The following is a 13533-nucleotide window of genomic DNA, read 5'->3' as shown; positions in this document are numbered from 1 at the left end:
CGCCGGTCCTCCCGTGAGAATTCTGCCGCCGCGCACCACGAGGGGTGCACGGCGGGCAGCCTACCGGGCCGGACGGACGGAGAAGTCGCCGCGGCCCCCGGCCGGGGTCCGCGGGGCCGGAAGGCAGTCACCGGGGGCGGCCGGGGTCCGCGGGGCCGCCGGCGGTCACCGGGGGCGGCCGGGGGTCAGCGGTTCGGGCGCAGGGTCCAGACCACACTCATCTCGCTGGTGACGGCGCCGTCGGCGCGACGGATCTCGACGCGCACGGGAAACTCCGGGCGCTTCCCCTCGTCCAGCTCCGCGACGACCTCGGCCGCCGGGCGCCCCAGGACCGCGGTGGCGGTGAGATCGCCCATGGCCACCTTCTTGAAGGCCATCTCGGTCGTGACGGGCAGCGGAACCGCCCGGCCCATCTGGTCACCGAACGCCGCGACGACGATCGCGCCGCTCGCCGACTCGGCGAGCGTGAACATCGCTCCGGCGTGCGGTCCGGCGAGGTGGTTGTGGTACTCGGCACGGTCGGGGAGCGAGAGGACAGCACGCTCCGCGGTCGTCTCGAGGTATTCGATGCCAAGGGTCCGGACCATCGGGACGCTTGCGGACAGGATCTCGCCGACCGTCATCTCTTCAGTACTCATGGCGGCGATGTTACTTGCCAGTAGCAGGCTTTGGCCATCCCCTCACAGGGGCGCCCGTAGCAGTCGACGCCCCTCCCCTCTATGGTTACTGGCCATGTGGCCAGGACAGCAGCCGCCCGGGGGCGAGCAGAACCCGCAGGACCAGAACCAGAACCCGTACCAGCAGCCGGGGTACCAACAGCCGAATCCCTATCAGCAGCCGGGATATCAGCAGCAGGGTCAGCCAGGGCAGCAGCCGGGCTACCCGCAGCCCAACCCGTACCAGCAGCCCACGATGCCGCAGTACGCCGTACCCGGCGGGCCCGGCGGACCGCAGCCGGACGACAAGAAGAAGACGACGATCGTCGCCGTCCTCGCGGCGACCGCCGTCGTCATCGCGGCCGTCGTCACCGGTGTCGTCGTCATGAACAAGGACGACAAGGGCGGCTCGGACGTGGCCGACGACAAGGCGTCCTCGTCACCGACCGCCAAGCCGTCCGACACCGCGTCCTCCTCCCCCGCGGCCAACCCGCGGGGCGGCGAGGACGCCGCACCCACGGTCCCGGGCTGGAAGGTCGTGACCAACCCCAAGTGGGGCACGCAGTTCGACGTGCCCGGCGACTGGGAGGTCTCGGGCACCGGTGTGATCTCCGGTTTCGAGGACGTGAAGGACCCCACGGGTCCTCCGGCGGTCGGATTCTCCGCTCCCGCGTACCTCAAGACGAAGTGGTGCAGCGACGACACGGACAAGGACGGCAAGCAGGAGGACACCGGTCTGGCCGGTGTCGGCACCAAGGGAGCCCAGGGCGCCAAGAGCACGGACGAGGCGGCCACCAACGAGGCCTCCAACTGGGTCTGGGCCGCCTATGCCCAGGAGGACCCGAAGGAGAAGGTGAAGACCGGTAAGCCCGAGCAGTACACGACGAAGTCGGGTCTGTCGGGCAGCGTCGTCAAGGCCACCGCCACCGGGCTGGCCAACAAGAACAAGTGCGACACCGACGGCAAGTCGATCGCGTTCAGTTTCAAGAACGCCAAGGGCGACTACTCGTCCTGGATCCTCTACGCCAACGCCGGCGTCGACGACGAACTCCCGGACGCCACCATCCAGAAGATCCTCAGCACGGTACGCCTGGCGGAGGGCGCGGAGACCACGTCCTGAGCCTCCGGCCCGGGTCCCCCGGGCCGTCCATTTGGCGGGGAGGGGCCGGGGCGGGGATAGTCCCTTGGTGACCTCCGCCTCCACCTCCCCCTCTCCCGCCCCGCGCTCCCTGCCCGCGGGACGCAATTTCGGTCTGCTGACCGCCGCCGCGATCATCACGAGCCTGGGCACCAACGGCGCTCTGATCGCGGCGGCGTTCGCGGTTCTGGAGTCGGGCGGCGACAGCGGCGACGTCGGGCTGGTCGCCGCCGCGCGTACGGCGCCGCTGGTGCTCTTCCTGCTGATCGGCGGCGCGGTCGCGGACCGGCTGCCACGTCACCGCGTGATGGTGGCCGCCAACACGCTGAACTGTGTCTCACAGGCCGTGTTCGCCTGGCTGGTACTGACCGGCGGCGCCGAGCTGTGGCAGATGATGCTGCTGACGGCGCTCTGCGGCACCGGGCAGGCCTTCTTCGGTCCGGCCGCCGAGGGCATGCTGATGTCCAGCGTCAACGGTGAGCAGGCTGCCCGCGCCTTCGCCTTCTTCCGGATGTCCATGCACGGCGCGGCCATCGGCGGCGCGGCGCTCGGCGGCGCCATGATCGCGGCCATGGACCCGGGCTGGGTGCTGGCGGTCGACGCGGCGGCGTTCGCCGTCGCCGGCGCGCTCAGGGCCTTCCTCGACGTGAGCCACATCCCCGCGCGCCTGCCCGGCGGCGGGCTGCTCGCCGATCTCCGTGAGGGCTGGCAGGAGGTCGTCGGGCGCCCCTGGCTGTGGGCCGTCGTGCTGCAGTTCTCCGTGGTCGTGGCCGTCGTGGGAGCCGCCGAGGCGGTGTACGGGCCGCTGGTGGCGCGGGACGAGCTCGGAGGCGCCCGCCCCTGGGGCTTCGCCCTCGCGGCCTTCGGCGTCGGCACACTGGGCGGGGCGCTGCTGATGATGCGGTGGAAGCCGCGGCGGCTGCTGCTCGCCGGAACGCTCTGCGTCTTCCCTCTGGCCCTGCCGTCCGCGGGGCTCGCGATCCCGCTGCCGGTCGCCGGCCTCTGCGCCGTGATGTTCGTGACCGGGGTCGCCATCGAGGTGTTCGGGGTCTCCTGGATGACGGCCCTCCACCAGGAGATCCCGGAGGAGAAGCTGTCGCGGGTCGCGGCGTACGACTGGTTCGGCTCGGTCGCGATGGTGCCCCTCGCCACGGCTGCGGCCGGCCCGGTGGAGACGCTCGTCGGCCGCAGCGAGGCGCTGTGGGGCTGTGCCGCCCTCATCGTGGTGGTGACCGCGGGCGTCCTGCTCGTTCCCGACGTACGGAATCTGACGCGCCGCGGCACCGTGGCGAAGATCAGCGTGCCGGAGCCGGCCGGCGTGTCAGCCGACGCCGAAAGCCCCGTCGGGGGGCTCGGGTGAGGCCACGGCCTCACTGTCCGGTACGGGCTTCGCACCGCCGACGAAGCGGGTGAGCGCCGCACCGTGCTCGACCCGCGCGGGGAACACGTCGGCGGCGCAGAGCCTGATGAGCGGCACGACGTCGAGGGGGGCGTGCGAGGCGAGCAGCACGGCGTTGCCGAAGCGCCGGCCGCGCAGGACGGACGGTTCGGCGATCAGGGCGAGTTCTTCGAACACCGCGGCGAAGTTGGCCAGTTGCGACCGGAGAAAGGTGAAGGGAGCACCGTCGGCCAGGTTCGCCGCGTAGACGCCGTCACTGCGCAGGACCCGTCCGGCGGCCCGGGCGTACTCGACGGAGGTGAGCTGCGCCGGTACCCGCGAGCCGCCGAAGACATCGCCGATCAGGAGGTCGGCGGAGCCGTCCGGTGCCTTCTCGATCCAGGCCCGGGCATCGGCGCCGTGCACGGTGACATCGGCCCCTCCGGGCAACGGCAGGTGCTCACCGACCAGTTCGGCGAGCCCGTGGTCCGCCTCGACGACGTCCTGCCGCGAGCCCGGCCGGGTCGCGGCGACGTAGCGGGGTAGCGTGAGCGCGCCACCGCCGAGGTGTACCGCGTCCAGGGGCGCACCCGGCGCCCCGGCCAGGTCCACGACGTGGCCGAGCCGTCGTACGTACTCGAATTCGAGGTGTTCCGGCTCGTCGAGGTCGACGTACGACTGCGGGGCGCCGTCGACCGTGAGCAGCCAGGCCCGGTCCCGGTCGACGTCGGGCAGCAGCCTGGCGGTGCCGCAGTCGGTGTCGCGGATGACGGGTATCGGCTCGTTCACTCCCCCATTGTGACGGGCTCCGGGCGTCCTCCTGGCCGGGTCAGCCGTTCCACACCGCGGCGACCGCCTCGGTGTGGGCCGCGGACTGGGCGAGGCCGGCCCTGGCCGCCGCGGCTCGCCCGGCGGGATCCAGGGGATTGCGCCCGATGGCCTTCCGCGTGCCCGCGTCCGGGGTGATGACCTCGACCCGGGCGCCCTCGGCCTCCAGCAGGGCGGCCTGCGAGCGGGGCGAGGCGATCACCTTGTTCCCGGTGGCGGTGGGCGCGATCACGACGACGCGTTCGTAGCCGGAGGCGAGCTGGGCGTTGGCCGGGGAGTGCACTCCGCCGTCGATCCAGTTCCGGCCCCCCGCGCTGACCACGGGCCAGACAACGGGGACCGCGCAACTGGCGGTGACCGCGTCGGCGAGCGGGACCGTGCCCGTCCGGTCGAAGGTGTGCAGTGCGCCGGTGGCGGCGTCCACGGCGGTGACCAGCAGGTTCCCCTCGGGCCATTCGGACGAGGGGAGCAGGCTCGCGATCATCTCCCGCCGTTCGTCGGCGGTCACCACGGACCGGCTGTCGCGGGCCAGGGCACCCAGTCTGCGGCCGTAGTCGTCCGGCGTGCGGGAGGAGAGCACCGCTCTCGCGTAGCGCAGCACGGTGACGGGGCCGAGCCTGCCCACCGGCCCGTTCTCGCTCTCCGGGGCCACGAGCTGGCGCTCGTAGAGATCGTCGACGCCGGCCGGCCCGAAGGCGAGCTGCGCCCCGACGATGGCACCCGCGGAGCTCCCGACGATCAGATCGGCGGTGGAGAGGTCGACGCCCGCCTTGGCGAGGCCGTGCAGGATGCCGCTTTCCCATGCGGTGCCGGTGACGCCTCCGGCACCCAGTACGAGAGCTGTGTCTGCCATGGCCCCCAGTCTGCCGCAGGTGGCGCGGCCCGCCTTCCCGGGGTCGGGGAGGCGGGCCGCGCGGGTAGGTTCAGAGCAGGCCGGTGACCGTACCGGCGCCGACCGTGCGGCCGCCTTCGCGGATCGCGAAGCCGAGGCCGGACTCCAGCGGGACGTCACGGCCGAGCTCGACGGTCATGGTGACCGTGTCGCCGGGCCGCGCGACGGCCGCCTCGCCGAGGTCGACGTCCCCGACGACGTCCGCCGTACGGATGTAGAACTGCGGCCGGTAGCCCGTGGTGACCGGTGTGGTCCGGCCTCCTTCCCGGGCCGACAGGACGTACACCTGCGCGGTGAAACGCCGGCTGGGCGTCACACTGCCCGGCGCCGCGACGACGTGGCCGCGGCGGACACGGTCGCGCTCGACCCCGCGCAGCAGCAGCGCGACGTTGTCACCGGCCTCCGCGGACTCCATCGGCTTCCCGAAGGTCTCCAGCCCGGTGACGACGGTCTCCACGTCCGCGCCGAGCACCGAGACACGGTCCCCGACGCGCACCGTCCCGCGCTCCACGGCCCCGGTGACGACGGTGCCTCGTCCGGTGATGGTGAGGACGTTCTCCACGGACAGCAGGAACGGCGCGTCGGTGTAGCGCACCGGCATCGGTACGTACGTGTCGACCGCGTCCAGCAGCCCCTCGACGGACGCCGTCCAGCGTGGGTCTCCTTGGAGCGCACCGAGCCCCGACACCCGTACGACGGGCACGGTGTCCCCGCCGTATCCGTGCGCGGAGAGCAGCTCGCGGACCTCCAGCTCGACCAGGTCGGTGAGCTCGGGGTCACCGGCGTCGGCCTTGTTGAGGGCCACGACGATGTGGTCGACACCGACCTGACGGGCCAGCAGGACGTGCTCCGCGGTCTGCGGCATGATGCCGTCGAGCGCGGACACGACGAGGATCGCCCCGTCGAGCTGCGCCGCTCCGGTGACCATGTTCTTGATGTAGTCGGCGTGTCCGGGCATGTCGACGTGCGCGTAGTGCCGGGTGTCGGTCTCGTACTCGACGTGCGAGATGTTGATGGTGATGCCGCGCTGCGCCTCCTCGGGCGCCCGGTCGATCCGGTCGAACGGCACGAAGGTGCCGGTGCCGCGGTCGCTGAGCACCTTGGTGATGGCGGCGGTCAGGGTGGTCTTGCCGTGGTCGACGTGGCCCATGGTGCCGATGTTGAGGTGCGGCTTGGTGCGCACGTATGCCGTCTTGGGCATGGCTCGTCCTTGGTGTTCGAAGCTGAGAGAGAAGACCCCAGGGCCCCGCCGACCCTCCCCTTACGGGGTCCGCCGGATTGTCGGGGGAGGGTCAGCTTCGGGCGCCGCCGAAGGGCGCCGTTGCAGCGGCGAACGCTGCGTCGGTCGCTGCTGCTGCGACAGCCGTCGCAGGGCTCACGGCAGCCTTCGGCGTGTCCGCGACTGCGGACTGCGCTGCGAGGAAGGCGTACCGGAACATGCCCTGATCATGGCGGAGCGGCGGGGCGGCGTCGAATGGTTTTCGCGCGCTCCCACCCGGCCCGAGTGGCAGAATCGCTACGCGGCGGCTGAGCCCGAAGGAGGCCCGTCACCGGAGAGCAGTTCGGTGGCACTGAAGGCCGTGCGGTCGGCGTCGTCCGGGAGGAAGCGGCTCGCACGGCCGTTCCACGTCACGACGAGTCCGTCACGAGAACGGGGTCGCTGCCACGAATTCCCTCACACATCAGCCAGCCCATCTCGAACCTTTGGCCAGGCTCCAGCTGTCAGCCGACGCACCGACTTCCGTATCTTTATCGCAAGTGATCACACTGACGGGGGATCCCATGGCCTGGGAAGAGTGGAAGCAGATCAAAAACGATGTGGCCGCCCAGCACACGGACTCGATGCGACTGAACCAGCTCGCCCCGGCGGCAGGGGGCGGCGGCGCCCCGGATCTCGCCTCCAGCCCGGAAAAGAAGCAGGCTGCGGCGAAGGCCATCAACGATCATCTGGAACCGGACGTCGAGAGGGGCGGCAAGCACGCCGCCGAGAGCGTGAAAGCGGTGGTCAAGGAGCTCGGTGCCAGGGACGGGTACGGCTGGGACACGTCGGGTGCGTTGAAGAAGGCGCACAGGACGTGGGAGCAGCAGGTCAAGGCGCTGCTGGGTCGACTGGCGTCGGAGAAGCACGCCTTGAGCAAGACGGGCATCGACTTCCGGAACGACGACATCGGCATCGGCTCGCAACTGGGTCCGCCGTCCCCGATCGACGACTACTGACCAGCCGACCGACCGCCCCGGGGGATGCCGTGCCGACCTATCACGAAGTGATGAGCAGCGACCTGTCCAAACTCACCGACGCCGCCGACAAGTGGGTTGAGATGGCAGGCAAATTCGAGACGATCGAGGAGCAGTACGAACGAGATGTCCATGGCGTCTCACTCGGACCGTCATGGGTCGGCCAGAGCGCCGATGCCGCGAACTACAGGTTCACCGTGACACTCAAGGAGCTGCAGGGGGCTCAGAAGGAGGCCAAGGCGATTGCGTCCATCCTGCGGGATTCACACACCCAGCTCGCCGCCCTCCGCGGCAGGGTGAACACCGTGCACACCGACGCGATCAAGGACGGCATGCGCGTCTCCGATCAGGGCGTCGTTTCGTTCGATACCGAACAGCTCAGCCAGAGTGCACGCAGTGCATACGTACATGACCCCGGCTACCAGGAAAGTGTGCGCGCGCAGGTGACCCGGTGGGGCGATCTCCTGGACCAAGCGGTCCAGGCGGTCACTGACGCCGACGACGGCATCAGGCTCGCCCTCGCAGCCGCCGTGGTCGACTCCGACATCATGGACGGGACCATGAACGGCTTCAACAGAAGCCCTGCGAGGAGTCCTTATCCCTCCCTGGAGGAGGCCGGCAAGGCTGCCAACGTGCCGAAGGGGAAGGCCGCCGTGGCGGAGTGGTGGCGTGATCTCGATCCGGTGACCCGCGGCATCCTGCTGCGGGAGCGCGGCGACGACCTTCGAGAGGCGGGGATCATGGCCCCGCTGTACGAGTGGAGACCGGCCGACGCAGGCTCGGGAGCATTCGACACGGAGGATCCCACCGCTCACGACCTCTGGGTCCTGACGCAGGCTCAAGCGATCGCTGCAGGGGGCGATTTCACAGGAGAGGTAGCGGCATCCCGCAACATGCAGCACTACCTCGGTGGCACCGGCGAGCCGCTCGACCTCGACGTCGACCGCATCCTGCACGACGATTCCGGGTTCCGGACCGACGTCGGCACGCTTCACATCACCGAGAACCAGGACGCATGGCGTCAGAAGGCCCTCGACGAGTTCGAGAAGGCCGGCGGCGACAGGACGGTCGTCGTTCCTGTGGAGAGCCAGGCGATCGGGCGGACCTTCGGGGAGGACGAGTGGTTCCACGCGGTCGGGTCGCACCAGCAGAACGTGTCGGGCATGGTCACCGTCAGTCCGGGCGACGGCGGCAAGCCACAGCTCTCGCTCGACTACCAGGTCAACGTGTGGGACCGGTACAACTGGGACTCCGGAAAATCGACGACGTTCCCCGGGGGCGTCACCATTCCCGACGACGACATGGGGCGGCTGCACAAGGTGGGCTTCGCCCAGGAATTCGATATGCGCGGGAGCAGCAGCACCTACACCCAGGATCTGAACAGTGGCTCAGCCCCCGGGGTGACACCGGCGGACCCTGGGCGCGAAGGGTCCCGCGGGGACGTCTCGCGCGGCGACGAGGAGAACCGGTGAACAACGGATCTGCCCTGCGGCCACAGCTGCTCGCGGCCTTCGGGGCCGCCCTGCTGCTCACCTCCTGTTCGAGTGCCGGCGGGGATGGTCACCGGACGACGGACGGGCGCACCTCGCACTGGGAAAAGGACATGGGCGCCCCGGAGGCATCGGCGTTCATGAAGGTGACGGTGCCCGAGAGCGCGACAGAGGTGAAGGGCGCCGTGCAGATCAACCCTCAGGAGGACATCTACCTGCTCTCCTTCGTGACCGACGAGAAGACCGCCGTACGAGTGGCGGAGGATCTGCGTCCCGAAAAGCCCCTGCGCGCCAGGAACCAGGATCTCCCGTCCCCCACGGAGCTTTTCGGACATCTCGGCCTCGCCGAGCCGCAGAGCGAGAAGGGCGTCCGCTGGGCCGGGGTCTGCCCGCCCTGCGTCGGGGACAGCCGCCGGAGCAAGGTCCAGTGGATCGAGATCCACGTACTCGGACTGGACGCCGACAGGACCCGGGTGTACGTGCAGGCGTTCTGACCGCCCGTGAGATGCGTGTGTCGCCTCGGAGCTCGGAGCTCGGAGGCCGGCACCTGAGCTTCGAGGTCCGGGACCGGGCGGTTCACTCTTTCGCAGGTACGCCGACGAGGTGCGGGCCCGGCGCTTGAGCTTCGGGATGCGGGCGTCGGGATGCGGGCTCCGGGATTCGAGCGATACAGGTATCCGGTAGGGAAAAGAAGGGTGGTCGGGAAAACCTTCCCACCTTCCCCACCCCGCCACGACCAGCAAGTATGACCAATCGTGAGCGAGTTGCGGCGCAGCGCGACGACTGCTTACGGTGCCCACAGCGAAACGACCCCGACGCGGTGCAACGAACACCAGGCCGGGGTCTCACCCCAAGATCGAAAAGAGCGATCTCGTGGCTACCGAGCACCTTAGCTCCGCGCTGCGCACCCCCGCAGCCTCCCGCCCGTACGACAGGGACCAGCGCGACTACGGCAAGCGTTCCGCACCCGACCAGCGCCCCTCTCGCGCGGACGACTTCGCACTCCTGCCGGAGCGCGAGCGGTACATCGCCGGATTCGTCGACCGGCTGCCCGAAGGCGCCGCCATGGACGTCAAGTCCCTGGCCTAGGCCCTTCCCCTGTACGGGCAGATGGCCGTCGGCACCGCCTTGCGGGCTCTGGGCGTGGCCGGTCATCTGCGGCGCGTGCGCTGCCAGGTCGTCGGCAGCGGACAGAGCCGCTGGGTCACCCGCACCTTCTGGTCCCGTACCGCCCGGGACGGCGAGTGGTGGGACGCCTTCACACGAGCCGAGGAGCGCCTGGCCACCCAGGCAGCCGAGTGCGCATCGGCCACTCCCCCACCACCCCCGGCCTCGACGGAGGCCCCCGAGAGGCCCTTCGAGACCGAATCCCCGGCACCGGTCTCGCCCGCAGCCGTGGTTCCCCAGCAACGGGGCCCTGAGCGGACTCCGGCCGGTCCGTCACCCGCGTATCTCGCCCTCGCCCGACTCGGCCGCGTCGAGCCGCGCCTGGCTCTCTCCGCTGCCGACTGCGCCGTGCTGGAAGAGTTGGCCGCCGCCTGGCTGGACCGGGGTGTGAACACGGACTACCTCACCCAGGCCCTCGTCTCCGGACTCCCCTCCCAGGTCGGCTCGCCCGTGGGCCTCGTACGCCGTCGGCTCACCGACAAGGTCCCGCCCCGCCTGCCCGCCGCCCCGGCACCGGGCGCCCCGGGAGCACCGGCACGCCGCGTGCTGATGGAGTGCACCGAATGCGGCGCCCCCGGAGAGCCGGAGGCACTTCCCGACGGCCTCTGCCGCCGTTGCCGCACACAGGCGGAGGGCCCGCCCACGGCCACCTCTGCCGAGGCGCCGGTGGAACGTGACATCCACGCCCTGGTCAGCGGACTCAGGGACCTGCTGAAAGCCCCTTGATCTGCGGGAGCCGGTCCGATCCAGGGCAGCGGCACGGCGGTTTCTGTACGCGTCAGGGATGCAGCCGGAGGACGAGCCGGGCACGGCGATGGTCGCGGCGCTCGGCCGGCTGGTACGCAGGACGGCGGGCATGGAGCGGGCCGAGCTGGGAGCAGGACCGGGCTACGCGGCTCCGATCCCCCCGCTCACCACGTGCCCGATGTCCCAGCCGTCGGAGGCCAGGTGACCCGTCGTCCGCCCGCGCATTACGACGATCACACACCCATTTCGGTTACGCTCCCCAGATGTTCGACCCCGTCCCCGCAACACGGCCCTCCGGTGGCCTCGCAGTGCGCTGTACGAGGGCGCTGCTCTCCCCCTGGTCCCGGTTCTCCCTGCTCGTGGCGGTCCTGCTGGCCGCTGCCGTCACCATGCTGCTGTTCGAACCACAGCGGCTGCTGTCCTCCGGCTGGCCATCCCAACTGACGGGGTCCGGCGCGGCGATGCTCTTCGGGCTCGCGTACGGCGTGTGCACCGTGGCCTTCGTGCCGCGCCCGCTGCTCAATCTGGCCGCCGGGGCGTTGTTCGGCGCCCAGGCCGGGCTCGCGGCGGCGCTGGCCGGCACCGTCCTGGGCGCGGGAGTGTCCTTCCTGCTCGGCAGGGTGCTGGGGCAGGACGCGCTCCGGACGCTGTTGCGCGGCAAGTACCTGAAGGCTGCGGACGGACTGCTCAGCCGGCACGGGTTCCGGTCGATGCTGGCGCTGCGGCTCTTTCCCGGGGTGCCCTTCGCCGCGGCGAACTACTGCGCGGCGACATCACGCATGGGCTACCCGCCGTTCCTGCTGGCCACCGGGCTCGGCTCGATCCCGAACACGGCGGCGTACGTCATCGCGGGCAGCACGGCCGCCTCGCCGACGTCCCCGGTGTTCCTGGCTGCGACGGCCTTCATCGTGCTGTCCGGCGCGGGTGCGGCCCTGGTGGCCTGGCGCAGGCGGCACCGGCTGGCCGGGGAGGACGGCGCTCCGCCGACGGAGGCGGGCGGCGCGGCCTAGTCAGGGGCAGGCGGCAGTCTGTTCACCCGCAGACGATACGCTGCCCGCAACCGACAGAGGATGTCCGGGGCCGTGGCGTCCCGTCTCCCTTTCTGACCGCATCCGCACGTTGCCGACGGCCTTCGCGTCCGTCGGCCGTTGCTTGAGTACCTCCGGGATGGCCTAAGCCCCATGAGCTGGTTCGAATCATTCGTCCTGGGCCTCGTTCAGGGACTGACCGAGTTCCTGCCGATCTCCTCCAGCGCGCACCTGCGGCTGACCGCGGCCTTCGCGGGCTGGCACGACCCGGGGGCCGCGTTCACCGCGATCACCCAGATCGGCACCGAGGCCGCGGTCCTCATCTACTTCCGCAAGGACATCGCCCGGATCGTCTCCGCATGGTTCCGGTCGCTGACGAACTCCGCGATGCGCAGCGACCACGACGCCCAGATGGGCTGGCTGGTCATCCTCGGTTCCCTTCCGATCGGTGTCCTCGGCCTGGCGTTCAAGGACCAGATCGAGGGGCCCTTCCGCGACCTCCGCCTGATCGCCACGACCCTGATCGTTCTGGGCATCGTCCTCGGCATCGCGGACCGGCTCGCGGCCCGTGACGAGACAGGCGGGAAGCACCGGGCGATCAAGGAGCGCAAGTCGCTGAAGGAACTGGGCGTCAAGGACGGTCTGATCTTCGGCTTCTGCCAGGCGATGGCGCTGATCCCCGGTGTCTCGCGCTCCGGTGCCACGATCAGCGGTGGTCTGCTCATGGGGTACACCCGTGAGGCGGCGGCCCGCTACTCCTTCCTCCTGGCCATTCCCGCCGTCCTCGCTTCCGGCGTGTTCGAGCTGAAGGACGCGGGCGAGGGACATGTCTCCTGGGGGCCGACGATCTTCGCGACGGTCGTCGCGTTCGCGGTCGGCTACGCGGTCATCGCGTGGTTCATGAAATTCATTACCACGAAGAGCTTCATGCCGTTCGTCATCTACCGCGTGCTCCTGGGCATCCTGCTGTTCGTCCTGATCGGCGCCGGTGTGCTGAGCCCCCACGCGGGTGAGTCCGCCGGCTGAGAAGGACGCTGCCGCCCCTGACTCCCGGACCGCCACGGTCCGGGAGTCAGTCATTTCACCGATGACGTGCGGGCCCGGGGGCGGGAAGTTGGGAGTGGTCCACGGCGTCGTGTCGCACGGCGGCCGCGGGCCTGCCGCCCTTCGCTCCCACACCCCGGAGAAACCCCATGTCTCTCTCCCGTACGGCCGGTGCCGCCCTTCTGGCCCTCGCGCTCGCCTCGGTCGCCGTCCCGGCCTCCGCCACGACGGATGCGGCCGCCGCACGCTACGTGGCGCTCGGCGACTCGTACGCCTCGGGCACCGGCGCCGGCAGCTACTCCGATGTCGCGTGCACACGCAGCCGTAACGCCTATCCCGCGCTCTGGGCCGCCGCCAACGCCCCCGCCTCGTTCACCTTCGCCGCCTGCGGTGGGGCGACGATCCCCGACATGCTCGGCGACCAGGTGGACGAGCTCGGCGACGACACCACCCTGGTCAGCCTCAGCATCGGGGGCAACGACTCGGGCTTCGCGTCGACCATGCTCAGCTGTCAGTACTCCACCCAGTCGGCCTGCGAAAGGGCCCTGCGGACCGCCGGGGAGTACGTCGTGAACGAACTGCCGGGCGAGCTGGACAGCCTCTACGCGACCGTCCGCGCCCGGGCGCCCCACGCCGAGGTGGTCGTCATCGGATACCCGCACCTCTACAAGGAGGGCGGCCTCTGCCTCGGGGGCCTCAGCTCGGCCAAGCGCACGGCCGTCAACCAGGGTTCCGACCTGCTGAACGAGACGATCGCGGGCCGTGCCGTGGCCGCCGGGTTCGCCTTCGCGGACGGGCGGCCCGCCTTCGCCGGGCACGAGATCTGCACGAGCGACGCGTGGATCAGCAGCACGAACGTCCATCCGACGGCCGAGGGCCACGCGTCCGCGTATCTTCCGGCCTTCAGCGCGGCCGTGTCGGCGGGCTGAG

The 13533-nt window shown here is 70.6% G+C and carries 15 protein-coding genes; 11 read left to right on the top strand and 4 right to left on the bottom strand.

All coding sequences use genetic code 11. From position 1 onward, the window contains the following. Positions 1 to 185 precede the first annotated feature (185 nt). Entirely contained in the window at positions 186 to 623 is a 438-nt protein-coding gene (locus P8A20_RS32185) for a DUF4442 domain-containing protein (RefSeq protein WP_147962781.1), read from the bottom strand. A gap of 109 nt (positions 624 to 732) precedes the next feature. Between P8A20_RS32185 and P8A20_RS32180 the strand changes: the two genes are divergently transcribed. After that, a complete protein-coding gene (locus P8A20_RS32180; protein ID WP_306104756.1) occupies positions 733 to 1776 on the top strand; it encodes a DUF8017 domain-containing protein in 1044 nt (347 codons plus the stop codon). Between the two features lie 67 nt (positions 1777 to 1843). After that, positions 1844 to 3154: an MFS transporter gene (locus P8A20_RS32175; protein WP_306104755.1), complete on the top strand. Its 1311-nt coding sequence runs from the start codon at positions 1844 to 1846 to the stop codon at positions 3152 to 3154. Here P8A20_RS32175 and P8A20_RS32170 read toward each other — a convergent pair. The 3 genes from P8A20_RS32170 to tuf form a co-directional block, all read right to left on the bottom strand. Continuing rightward, the gene (locus P8A20_RS32170) at positions 3116 to 3961 is read right to left on the bottom strand and encodes a spermidine synthase (protein WP_147962510.1); all 846 of its coding nucleotides are present in this window, start codon (positions 3959 to 3961) and stop codon (positions 3116 to 3118) included. The two genes, P8A20_RS32175 and P8A20_RS32170, sit on opposite strands and share 39 nt — an antisense overlap. Before the next feature lie 40 nt (positions 3962 to 4001). Beyond that, positions 4002 to 4853 carry a patatin-like phospholipase family protein gene (locus tag P8A20_RS32165; RefSeq protein WP_147962509.1) on the bottom strand — a complete coding sequence of 284 codons (852 nt, stop codon included), beginning with the start codon at positions 4851 to 4853 and terminating at the stop codon, positions 4002 to 4004. A gap of 70 nt (positions 4854 to 4923) precedes the next feature. Next, a complete protein-coding gene (gene tuf / locus P8A20_RS32160) occupies positions 4924 to 6093 on the bottom strand; it encodes an elongation factor Tu (RefSeq protein ID WP_147962508.1) in 1170 nt (389 codons plus the stop codon). 581 nt (positions 6094 to 6674) lie between these two features. Here tuf and P8A20_RS32155 point away from each other — a divergent pair. From P8A20_RS32155 to P8A20_RS32115, 9 genes are all read left to right on the top strand, one after another. Next, complete coding sequence (locus P8A20_RS32155; protein ID WP_147962507.1) at positions 6675 to 7109, top strand: hypothetical protein; 435 nt, start codon at positions 6675 to 6677, stop codon at positions 7107 to 7109. A 50-nt stretch (positions 7110 to 7159) separates the two neighbouring features. Further along, positions 7160 to 8599, top strand: a complete 1440-nt coding sequence (locus P8A20_RS32150; protein WP_306104754.1) for a hypothetical protein — start codon at positions 7160 to 7162, stop codon at positions 8597 to 8599. Further along, positions 8596 to 9111: a hypothetical protein gene (locus P8A20_RS32145; RefSeq protein ID WP_147962505.1), complete on the top strand. Its 516-nt coding sequence runs from the start codon at positions 8596 to 8598 to the stop codon at positions 9109 to 9111. The genes P8A20_RS32150 and P8A20_RS32145 overlap by 4 nt, the downstream gene beginning before the upstream one ends. A gap of 379 nt (positions 9112 to 9490) precedes the next feature. Continuing rightward, positions 9491 to 9706, top strand: coding sequence for a hypothetical protein (locus P8A20_RS32140; RefSeq protein ID WP_306104753.1), 216 nt, complete (start codon positions 9491 to 9493; stop codon positions 9704 to 9706). A 21-nt stretch (positions 9707 to 9727) separates the two neighbouring features. Beyond that, positions 9728 to 10510 (top strand): MarR family transcriptional regulator, encoded by a 783-nt coding sequence (locus P8A20_RS32135; protein ID WP_306104752.1) that lies wholly within the window; start codon positions 9728 to 9730, stop codon positions 10508 to 10510. A 58-nt stretch (positions 10511 to 10568) separates the two neighbouring features. Next, a complete protein-coding gene (locus tag P8A20_RS32130) occupies positions 10569 to 10736 on the top strand; it encodes a hypothetical protein (protein ID WP_187282338.1) in 168 nt (55 codons plus the stop codon). A 58-nt stretch (positions 10737 to 10794) separates the two neighbouring features. Continuing rightward, on the top strand, positions 10795 to 11541 hold the full coding sequence (locus P8A20_RS32125; protein ID WP_306104751.1) for a TVP38/TMEM64 family protein: 747 nt from the start codon (positions 10795 to 10797) through the stop codon (positions 11539 to 11541). A gap of 171 nt (positions 11542 to 11712) precedes the next feature. Then, positions 11713 to 12585: an undecaprenyl-diphosphate phosphatase gene (locus P8A20_RS32120; protein ID WP_147962502.1), complete on the top strand. Its 873-nt coding sequence runs from the start codon at positions 11713 to 11715 to the stop codon at positions 12583 to 12585. Between the two features lie 167 nt (positions 12586 to 12752). Continuing rightward, on the top strand, positions 12753 to 13532 hold the full coding sequence (locus tag P8A20_RS32115) for an SGNH/GDSL hydrolase family protein (protein WP_306104750.1): 780 nt from the start codon (positions 12753 to 12755) through the stop codon (positions 13530 to 13532). Position 13533 lies beyond the last annotated feature (1 nt).

This window comes from Streptomyces sp. Alt3 (assembly GCF_030719215.1).
In the GTDB taxonomy this organism is placed as follows: Bacteria; Actinomycetota; Actinomycetes; order Streptomycetales; family Streptomycetaceae; genus Streptomyces; species Streptomyces glycanivorans.
The sequence above is the reverse complement of the archived record's forward strand: the minus strand, read 5'-3'. Positions and strand labels throughout refer to the sequence as shown.

Coding starts and splice junctions, on each gene's coding strand:
- P8A20_RS32185 (WP_147962781.1), bottom strand. CDS start 623: ATGACGGTCGGCGAGATCCTGTCCGCAAGCGTCCCGATGGTCCGGACC.
- P8A20_RS32180 (WP_306104756.1), top strand. CDS start 733: ATGTGGCCAGGACAGCAGCCGCCCGGGGGCGAGCAGAACCCGCAGGAC.
- P8A20_RS32165 (WP_147962509.1), bottom strand. CDS start 4,853: ATGGCAGACACAGCTCTCGTACTGGGTGCCGGAGGCGTCACCGGCACC.
- tuf (WP_147962508.1), bottom strand. CDS start 6,093: ATGCCCAAGACGGCATACGTGCGCACCAAGCCGCACCTCAACATCGGC.
- P8A20_RS32155 (WP_147962507.1), top strand. CDS start 6,675: ATGGCCTGGGAAGAGTGGAAGCAGATCAAAAACGATGTGGCCGCCCAG.
- P8A20_RS32150 (WP_306104754.1), top strand. CDS start 7,160: ATGAGCAGCGACCTGTCCAAACTCACCGACGCCGCCGACAAGTGGGTT.
- P8A20_RS32135 (WP_306104752.1), top strand. CDS start 9,728: ATGGCCGTCGGCACCGCCTTGCGGGCTCTGGGCGTGGCCGGTCATCTG.
- P8A20_RS32130 (WP_187282338.1), top strand. CDS start 10,569: ATGCAGCCGGAGGACGAGCCGGGCACGGCGATGGTCGCGGCGCTCGGC.
- P8A20_RS32125 (WP_306104751.1), top strand. CDS start 10,795: ATGTTCGACCCCGTCCCCGCAACACGGCCCTCCGGTGGCCTCGCAGTG.
- P8A20_RS32120 (WP_147962502.1), top strand. CDS start 11,713: ATGAGCTGGTTCGAATCATTCGTCCTGGGCCTCGTTCAGGGACTGACC.
- P8A20_RS32115 (WP_306104750.1), top strand. CDS start 12,753: ATGTCTCTCTCCCGTACGGCCGGTGCCGCCCTTCTGGCCCTCGCGCTC.